This window comes from Ectobacillus sp., assembly GCF_056992975.1.
Map to the genome: position 1 here is coordinate 1 of NZ_JBXKMX010000263.1, position 8,639 is coordinate 8,639.

Consider the following 8,639-nt stretch of genomic DNA (forward strand, 5'->3'; position numbering starts at 1 on the left):
TAGCTCGGATTTTTAACACGTATTCAGCTGGACTCAGAAATGATGATGGAAGGGTCATTTCAAATTTTGTAACGCAAGCTTTAACAGGTGATGCTATTACTGTATACGGAGATGGCATGCAAACTCGTTCGTTTTGTTATGTAACCGACACTGTACGAGGACTTATGTTACTGATGGAGAAGGATAAAGCTAACGGAGAAATTATTAATATTGGAAATCCTGTGGAATATACCATAATTGATGTAGCTCATATGGTGAAGAAGTTGACAAATTCGCAAAGCAAAATTACGTATCATCCCCTTCCAAAAGACGACCCGAAGCAGCGTAGACCGGATATTACGAAGGCAAAGCAGATTCTTAATTGGGAGCCAAACATCACATTGGAATCAGGATTAAGACTCACCATTACAACCTATATCAAAAAGAGCCAAATAAGTTGACTAAGAAATCACTTAATATTTAACCCCTTTATCTTTACAATCTTGCACTCTGTAGGAGGTATATATGAATATCGAAACGTTTCTTTCTAATATTTCTTTTCCATACGTTCAGCCTGACTCGCCTGTTGAGTCAGACAGAATCGTTTTAGAGATGCTAAACACCGTGCTTCCTGAAGACAATGAATACTTGCATTCAACTATTTATCAGCTTTGTAAGATACCGAAGATGTCTACATTCGCAATTGGTAGCATTATTAATAAAATTGTTTCACAAATGAAAGAAAATCAATATTTTGTAAATGTAGGAGTTTGGCATGGTTACACGTTCTTATCAGGTATAATAAATAATCCTATAAAGAAATGTATCGGCATTGATAACTTTTCAGAATTCGGTGGTCCTCGTGAAGAATTCCTGCAACGTTTCCGTTCCCTTAGTAATGAAAATCATACATTCCATGAAATGGATTATATAGATTATTTTTCACATGTTCATGAAGGAGAAATTGGATTTTATATATATGATGGGGAGCATAGCTATGAACACCAATTAAAAGGTTTACAAGTGGCAGAACCTTTTTTTGGTGATGACTGTATAATCATGATAGATGATACAAATTGGGAACAAGTCCGTAAAGCGACTTTTTACTTCTTGTCAAATAGCAAAAATAAATATCAAGTATTAGCAGATATACCAACCCATCACGATAGCCACCCCACTTATTGGAATGGAATTATTCTTCTAAAAAAAATAAAATAAAACAATTTACTCTGAATAATATTCCGTTTGACATGGAAATTCTGTGGACACGTTACTTTAAGTTTAACTTGTCCACTACTCCATGTAAGACGGTATTATACAAACAAATACGGTAAAACATGAATTTTTCAATTCCTACAAACAAGGAGGTAAGTTAAGTTTGGAAGCAATTCATATCGTAGTAGCAACAGATAACAAATATTTTAAACCACTCGTAACCATGTTGTATTCCCTCTACAATCACGCTACTTCAACAAATCTTATAACCCTTTACATCATAGATGGAAATATTTCTAAGAAAAATAAATGGATATTAAAAAAATCTTTAAATAGATTCAATCCTACCATTAAGTATTTATCAGTGAATGAATCCTTATACAAAAACTGTAATGAATGGGGACACGTTAGTAAGGAGAGTTATTATCGTATTTCCATCCCCGATCTCCTTGATCATTCCATTCAAAAGATCCTGTATTTAGACTGCGACTTAATCATCAAAGATGACATTTCAAAACTATGGAACATAGATATTTATCCTTATTTCATTGCTGCTGTTGAAGATCCAAATGGGGAAAATAGACATACAGATCTTCTAATTCCTCCTAGTTCTGGGCACTTTAATTCTGGTGTGATGTTAATTGATCTAGAAAAGTGGAGGAACCACCATATATCAAATAAAGTTCTTCAATTTATCAATGATAACCCTGCAAGAATCTTATGGGGTGATCAAGATGGGTTAAATGCTATCCTTCATGATAAGTGGCTTAAACTACATTATAAATGGAATTTTCAAGTATTTCGTATGAACCACTTAGCAATAAAACCAGCAATTATTCACTATAATACGAATATAAAGCCTTGGAATGGTAACACTCCTCTTAAAGAGGAATATGAAAAATATTGGTTTTTCATAAAGCGTTATTTTTAAATTAGCAATCTTTTTGAGGTAATATTGTTATTTGATACTAAAACTCACATTATTATCTAATAATAAAAAATTCTTTCTCTAATTGTAACCCCTTCTTAACTAAAAACTTTCGTAATTGATCAGATACTGTATCACTCATAGTAATGATAGCGTCAATCTTGCCCTGCTTTAGTAATCTATCGATTTCCTTTCTTTTAAATTGCGTACGATTAGAAACGAATTCATGTATATGAATATCAATTTGAGGTAAAATATACTTTTTAAAAAAATAACATGATTCTTCTGAAGCTACTAAAATACAAGTTGGCTTTTGAGATATTCTCTCATTAAGTATTTCCTGAACTCTTGTTAAAACAGCTAATGTAGATTCAATTGTAAATTCAGTCAAATTTGAATGACTCAGAGAACCCTTTATAATACGATACTGATACAGAACCTTAGGAATCTTCTCTATAGGCCTAATTTCAAATAGACGCGTCCATAAGTTATAGTCATAAGTAATTTTGAATTTAGTATAATATCTACCCACTTTATTAAAAGCTACTTTTGAAAACATTACACTTCCATGACATAAATAACATCTAAAAAGTCTTGATTCATATATTTCTTTTTTACTAAGGGTTACATTAAAATATTCAGCATTCCACCTAAGAATTTTTTCATCTACATCATTTTTTCCAGAAATACATTCAACATACGACCCGACACCTATAGCTTCAGGATTGTGATGCAAATATTGAATTTGTTCTTGTAATCTAGTAGGCATACTTACATCATCCGCATCTTGTACTGCAATCCAATCCCCAGTTGCTTTTTCAATTCCGAGATTAAGACAAGCAGCTGCTCCCTGATTTTTTTCTAAATGAACAACCTTTACTCTAGTATCCTGAATGGAATCTAATATTTTTCTTGTATTATCTGTAGATCCATCATTTACAATCATATATTCAAAGTCCGAATATGTTTGATTCAAAATACTATCGATACACTCTTGCAGGTACTCTTCTCCATTGTACACAGCTGTTACTACAGTTATCTGCATACAAAACCTCCCTCAATAATCCCACGAAAAGGAATCTTATTAAACGTTTGCTAATTGTAATGTTTTAAGTAAATCTTCAAGTTTTATTTCAATATGATCACAGATTGCTAACGGAAATGGAAGTCCTGATTTGAATATTGGTCTTACACTTTTTCCTACTAAATAATAATAATTTAAATCTACATGATGACTAAGTACCCTATAATGTGGATGTATATATGTCTCTGGAAACAACTCTATTACCTTTGTTCCTGGTTTACAGAAAACCAAATTGGTAAGAGCTGCTCCATGTGGAGAAATTACCACTTCTGCTGATGAAAGTAGACTGATTTGCTCCTTCACTGACATATTTTCCAATGTAATTTTCTTAAATCCATACCTTCCAAGCAGTTCCATAATTTCATTTTCATTTGTTACCTTGCGACAAATGGAATCCCTGCTTATATAAAGACGTTCATACCCTTGTTTTTCTTCACGATATTTTAGAAATTCACTTCGTAAGAACTCACATGCCCACTTAGGCATGTAACCCAGATAGCTTGGTAAGAAGGGAATCTGTAGTTGATTTACTTTCACATGAAAGTTCTGATGACATGCCACTAAACTGGTATCATGTATACCTAACATGTTGAGGGTTTCATACTGAAAAGGAACCCGCAATGGATTGATAATTATTTTTTGAAAATCCAAATGGCTTTGTCTGAGTAAATAAAAACGAGGTAAAATATCGAACATCCAATGATAATAATTATAAGGTTGACAAAAGGAAAGGAGAGCTACTTGATTTAAATTTTCAGTTATTCTAGGTAGCTTATTGTACGTAAATATAGAATGGTTTTCCGGCTTCTTACCAAACTCAAAGGATACTTCAGATAATAAGCTATTATCACGCGTTATAACACTTCCGCCTACTCCACAAACCCTAGCATTTTTTAATACCATCATATGTGTAGGAAAGTATGGCTTCTTTCTTTCTTGAATAAAAGCATAATTCGGTTCATCATATATTGCTTTAGGAAAATCTATGCCTTGTGGATCTACACCTCCATATTCTATATATTTTTCTTCTATGTTATTCATATGTCGTTTCCATTCTTGTACTGTAGCATATATACCCGTTGGTGATTTTCTAAATTTCTTCATAATTATATCTCCTAAAAAAGGACTATTTTACTTATAAATAACAAAACCACCACCAAATTAAATCATAAATAATTACTCTTACATGTATATTCCAAATTCTTTCATTCAATCCCATCAGTCCAAAATCAAAGGAAGGGTGTCCTTCTAAGTTGGTTAAAATAAGCTTCTCAGCTTTTATATTTATTCGGATTTTCCTTATAACATTTCCATGCTGAACGAATCATGTCTTCTAAGGAATATTTAGGTACCCACCCTAGTTCCTCATGAATTTTTTGAGCAGATGCAACCAAATAAGGAGGATCTCCATCTCTTCTTCTCTCATATACAACGTTAGCTTTCTTCATAGTTAGCCTTTCACACTGTTCAATTATCTGTTTAACGGAATATCCTTTATGGTTACCTACGTTGTAAACTTTTCCTACAGGTGAAGAATGTAACAATTTTTGTAAAGATAATATATGGGCCTCTACCAAATCAAGAACATGAATGTAATCACGTATACATGTTCCATCAAAAGTATTAAAATCATCTCCGAATACAGATAAGTGTTTAGATTTTCCTAGCAGGTGAAAGAGGATATTAGGAATAAGATGTGTTTCAGGATTATGATATTCGCCAATTTTACCCGAGAAATCAGCTCCAGCTACATTAAAGTAACGAAGAATAATATAATCTAACCCATAGGTTTTAAAACAATCCTGTATCATTTGTTCAACCATTAACTTTGAACGCCCATATGGATTAATAGGAAATGTAGGAGATTCTTCAACTAAACATTCACTCTCCGATAAGCCGTAGATAGCACACGTAGAAGAAAAAATAATTTTCTTAACATTATGTTTGATCATGACCTTTAATAGAACACAAGAATGACTAACATTATTCTCATAATATTTAAGAGGATTAAACATAGATTCGCTAACTATACAACTTGCTGCAAAATGCATAACTGCCTCAATTTTGTATTGTGTAAAAATATGTTCCAACAAAGTAAAGTCTCCTATATTTCCCTCAATAAATAGGGTCCTTTCGTCTAGGGAACCTCTATGCCCTGTTGAAAGATTATCTATCACCAAAACAGGATATCCTTTATCTAATAATTCTTTTACAGCATGGCTACCTATATAGCCGGCTCCTCCCAGAACCAGTATCATATGGTCCCCCCTATTACATATTGTTATGAAAGAATATAAAATAAGGTCGTAGAAATTAAAAATGGGAAACTCCTGTATAAATAAATCCTAAACGTTTCAGTTCTTCCGTATTGAAGCCAGCACCTAAAAAATTGGTTCCAATCCGTTTATCTAAGCCCATTCCTTTTGCTACATCCATAACATTTATATTCATCTGATCCTCCTAAAATCACGATAAACCTTATTTGAGTTTGAACATATAGTTTAACAATGCCATGTATTCTTCTTCCTTACCTAAGTCATAACAATCCATATTAAGTACTTGCGCCTTGCATACGTATGTGCCAAGCATATCTTGAATGGCATCCGTTAATTGAATCTCATTTCCAGCACCTTGAGATGTTTGATGTAAAAAAGGGAAAAGAGTAGGGGTAAATATATATCGACCCATTACGGCCAAATTTGAGGGCGGAGCAACTTGAGGTTTTTCTATAATATTTGTAATGGTATATAATCCTTCAGATAATTGTGTTCCTTCTATTACGCCATATAACTTTAGATGTTCTTCTTTGACAGACTTAACACCAATAATATTCTCTTTATATTGATGATAGGAACCAATCAGCTTCCTAAGTGCGTTTGTTGTTTCATTTATAAAAAGTTGATCAGGCAGTAACACCGCAAATGGCTCGTTTCCTACAAATCTCTCTGCCAAACAAATGGCATCTCCTAATCCTTTTGCATAGGATTGTCTAATATATTGAATATGGACTTTTCGTTGGTTCAATAATGGTAGTAATTCTGATTTATTCGATTGCATTAGGTATGTTTCTAACTCTAAAGATCGATCAAAATAATCCATTATCATTGTTTTCGAACGAGATAATATAATTAAGATTTCTTCGATTCCTGCTTCCACAGCTTCTTGCACAATATAGTCAATGGCTGGCCGTCCACATATCGGAAACATTTCTTTTGGTAAGACCTTTGTAATAGGAAGATTTCTTGTTCCATATCCCGCTGCCGGTATAACAGCCTTTTTCACCAAACTTTTTCACCTCATTAAATCTTTTTAATTTTTTCCGTATTTTAAATCTCACTACTCAATATATTTATACTTACATAAATTGGTGACAGCCTATCCTCGTTATCAATTTATATTTAAGCAAAAAAAAGCAATCGGCTTCATCATGCCGATTGCTTTAAATCAAAATCTAATTATCCTAAAATATGGTAACCAGAGTCTACATGCAAATTCTCTCCTGTAATACCACGAGACATATCACTAAACATAAATGTTGCTGCATCCCCCACTTCTTCTTGTGTAACATTGCGACGAAGTGGTGTTTTTTCTTCAATTTCTTTTAGAATACTGTTAAATTCTCCAATTCCCTTTGAAGAAAGCGTACGGATTGGACCTGCAGAGATAGCATTGACACGAATATTGTGCTTTCCTAGGTCATTCGCTAAGTATCTTACACTTGCATCAAGAGCAGATTTTGCTACGCCCATTAAATTATAATTTTTCACGACACGTTCCCCGCCAAGATACGTTAATGTTACAATGCTTCCGCCTTCTGTCATCAATTCTTTTGCTGCTTTCGAAACAGCGGTTAACGAGAACGCACTAATATCTAATGCAAGTTTAAATCCATCACGAGATGTGTCGACAAATTCCCCTTTTAAATCTTCTTTATTTGCAAACGCAATACAATGTGCAACCCCGTGAATGGTCCCAACTTTTTCTTTAATTTCCGTAAAGCAACGGGCAATATCCTCATCACTTGTTACATCGCACCGAAGAATATGCGATTGTTGACCTTCCAATGTTTCTGCTAAATCACGTACACTTTGTTCCATTCGTTCTCTAGCGTATGTAAAAATCAAGTTTGCACCTGCCTCGTGAAGAGAACGGGCTATTCCCCAGGCAATACTTCTTTGATTCGCAACACCCATCACGACGATATTTTTTCCTTTTAAATTGAGAAGAGTCATTCTGTCATCCTCCTATTATATATAACACTAGTTATTAGCACCTGATACTATAAAATAGTGTACCATATTTCTCATACCCTGCAAATGAGAAATGTAAGGTTGCTTTCCTCTTACCACTTGTATATATTTATGGTGATGAAATGGTTAGAAGCAAGTACGCTCGTATATAGCGAAAGGAAGCGGACGGAATGAAGGTATATTACGATATAATTGGAGACATTCACGGATGTTATAACGAATTCCTGATTCTTACCAAGATGCTTGGCTATGAATGGACAAACAAGATTCCCATTCATCCTGATGGACGCCAACTTGTATTTGTAGGAGATATTACCGATCGTGGACCCGATTCCTTACGAATGGTAGACATCATTTATCGACTTGTCATAAATCATAAAGTTGCACAGTATGTACCTGGTAACCATTGTAATAAATTATATCGATATTTTTTAGGCCGAAATGTACAAGTTAAGCATGGTCTGGAGACAACTGTCGATGAATACATGACGCTTTCTTCTAAGGAACAAGACGATATTCGAAATAAGTTTCTCCAGTTGTATAAGCAATCTCCTCTTTATCATCTGCTTGATGATGGAAACCTAATCGTTTGTCATGCAGGAATGAAAGAAGAATTTATAGGTCGAAGAGATAATGAGGTAAAAACATTTGTCCTGTACGGTGATATTTCTGGGAAAAAGCATGAAGATGGTTCTCCCGTTCGAGGAGATTGGGCTAAATCCTATAATGGCAGTTCATGGATTGTATATGGGCATACCCCAGTTCTGGAACCTCGCTTTATGAATCATAGTGTAAATATCGACACGGGAGCTGTTTTTGGTGGAATGCTAACCGCCCTTCGTTATCCCGAAATGAAGACGGTTAGTGTTCCCTCCTCTATGCCATTTGTACAAGAAAAATTTCGTCAATTTGATTAAGAAGAGCGGCCTACTTCGTAGCTCGCTCTTTTTCTATTGCTGCTTGCATATCTACAGGAACCAAACAAGCGAAAGATAGCATTTCATTTAGCATGGGATGATAAAACGTAAGAGATGTACTATGAAGTGCTTGTCTGTCAATCAACTTTCGATCGCCCCCGTACAGATCATCACCAACGAGCGGATGACCAATGTGTGCCATATGTACACGAATTTGATGGGTTCGGCCAGTTTCAAGCCGGAGTGTAACCCGTGTACTGTTTGGC

General features: G+C 34.4%; 11 protein-coding genes. 4 read left to right on the plus strand and 7 right to left on the minus strand.

Features of this window, described 5'->3' with window-relative positions; all coding sequences use genetic code 11:
- The 3 genes from AC11ZT_RS12100 to AC11ZT_RS12110 form a co-directional block, all read left to right on the plus strand.
- The coding region (locus AC11ZT_RS12100; protein WP_484059838.1) for a GDP-mannose 4,6-dehydratase at positions 1-440 on the plus strand (440 nt) is incomplete at its 5' end.
- Positions 441-504: 64 nt separating this feature from the next.
- Positions 505-1,197 carry a class I SAM-dependent methyltransferase gene (locus tag AC11ZT_RS12105; RefSeq protein WP_484059839.1) on the plus strand — a complete coding sequence of 231 codons (693 nt, stop codon included), beginning with the start codon at positions 505-507 and terminating at the stop codon, positions 1,195-1,197.
- A 160-nt stretch (positions 1,198-1,357) separates the two neighbouring features.
- Positions 1,358-2,125, plus strand: a complete 768-nt coding sequence (locus AC11ZT_RS12110; RefSeq protein WP_484059840.1) for a glycosyltransferase family 8 protein — start codon at positions 1,358-1,360, stop codon at positions 2,123-2,125.
- A gap of 52 nt (positions 2,126-2,177) precedes the next feature.
- On the opposite strand, the gene AC11ZT_RS12115 is transcribed toward AC11ZT_RS12110, so the two are convergent.
- The 6 genes from AC11ZT_RS12115 to fabI form a co-directional block, all read right to left on the minus strand.
- A complete protein-coding gene (locus tag AC11ZT_RS12115) occupies positions 2,178-3,167 on the minus strand; it encodes a glycosyltransferase (RefSeq protein WP_484059841.1) in 990 nt (329 codons plus the stop codon).
- A gap of 39 nt (positions 3,168-3,206) precedes the next feature.
- Positions 3,207-4,310 carry a glycosyltransferase family 61 protein gene (locus AC11ZT_RS12120; protein ID WP_484059842.1) on the minus strand — a complete coding sequence of 368 codons (1,104 nt, stop codon included), beginning with the start codon at positions 4,308-4,310 and terminating at the stop codon, positions 3,207-3,209.
- Positions 4,311-4,477: 167 nt separating this feature from the next.
- On the minus strand, positions 4,478-5,464 hold the full coding sequence (galE, locus tag AC11ZT_RS12125) for a UDP-glucose 4-epimerase GalE (protein ID WP_484059843.1): 987 nt from the start codon (positions 5,462-5,464) through the stop codon (positions 4,478-4,480).
- A gap of 55 nt (positions 5,465-5,519) precedes the next feature.
- Positions 5,520-5,657 carry a hypothetical protein gene (locus tag AC11ZT_RS12130; RefSeq protein WP_484059844.1) on the minus strand — a complete coding sequence of 46 codons (138 nt, stop codon included), beginning with the start codon at positions 5,655-5,657 and terminating at the stop codon, positions 5,520-5,522.
- Between the two features lie 27 nt (positions 5,658-5,684).
- Positions 5,685-6,491: a UTP--glucose-1-phosphate uridylyltransferase gene (locus AC11ZT_RS12135; RefSeq protein ID WP_484059845.1), complete on the minus strand. Its 807-nt coding sequence runs from the start codon at positions 6,489-6,491 to the stop codon at positions 5,685-5,687.
- A gap of 170 nt (positions 6,492-6,661) precedes the next feature.
- Entirely contained in the window at positions 6,662-7,438 is a 777-nt protein-coding gene (gene fabI, locus AC11ZT_RS12140; RefSeq protein WP_484059846.1) for an enoyl-ACP reductase FabI, read from the minus strand.
- A 188-nt stretch (positions 7,439-7,626) separates the two neighbouring features.
- Between fabI and prpE the strand changes: the two genes are divergently transcribed.
- Entirely contained in the window at positions 7,627-8,373 is a 747-nt protein-coding gene (gene prpE / locus AC11ZT_RS12145; RefSeq protein WP_484059847.1) for a bis(5'-nucleosyl)-tetraphosphatase PrpE, read from the plus strand.
- A 10-nt stretch (positions 8,374-8,383) separates the two neighbouring features.
- Here prpE and AC11ZT_RS12150 read toward each other — a convergent pair.
- The coding region (locus AC11ZT_RS12150) for an RluA family pseudouridine synthase (protein ID WP_484059848.1) at positions 8,384-8,639 on the minus strand (256 nt) is incomplete at its 5' end.

Coding starts and splice junctions, on each gene's coding strand:
- AC11ZT_RS12105 (WP_484059839.1), top strand. CDS start 505: ATGAATATCGAAACGTTTCTTTCTAATATTTCTTTTCCATACGTTCAG.
- AC11ZT_RS12115 (WP_484059841.1), bottom strand. CDS start 3,167: ATGCAGATAACTGTAGTAACAGCTGTGTACAATGGAGAAGAGTACCTG.
- AC11ZT_RS12120 (WP_484059842.1), bottom strand. CDS start 4,310: ATGAAGAAATTTAGAAAATCACCAACGGGTATATATGCTACAGTACAA.
- galE (WP_484059843.1), bottom strand. CDS start 5,464: ATGATACTGGTTCTGGGAGGAGCCGGCTATATAGGTAGCCATGCTGTA.
- AC11ZT_RS12130 (WP_484059844.1), bottom strand. CDS start 5,657: ATGAATATAAATGTTATGGATGTAGCAAAAGGAATGGGCTTAGATAAA.
- fabI (WP_484059846.1), bottom strand. CDS start 7,438: ATGACTCTTCTCAATTTAAAAGGAAAAAATATCGTCGTGATGGGTGTT.
- prpE (WP_484059847.1), top strand. CDS start 7,627: ATGAAGGTATATTACGATATAATTGGAGACATTCACGGATGTTATAAC.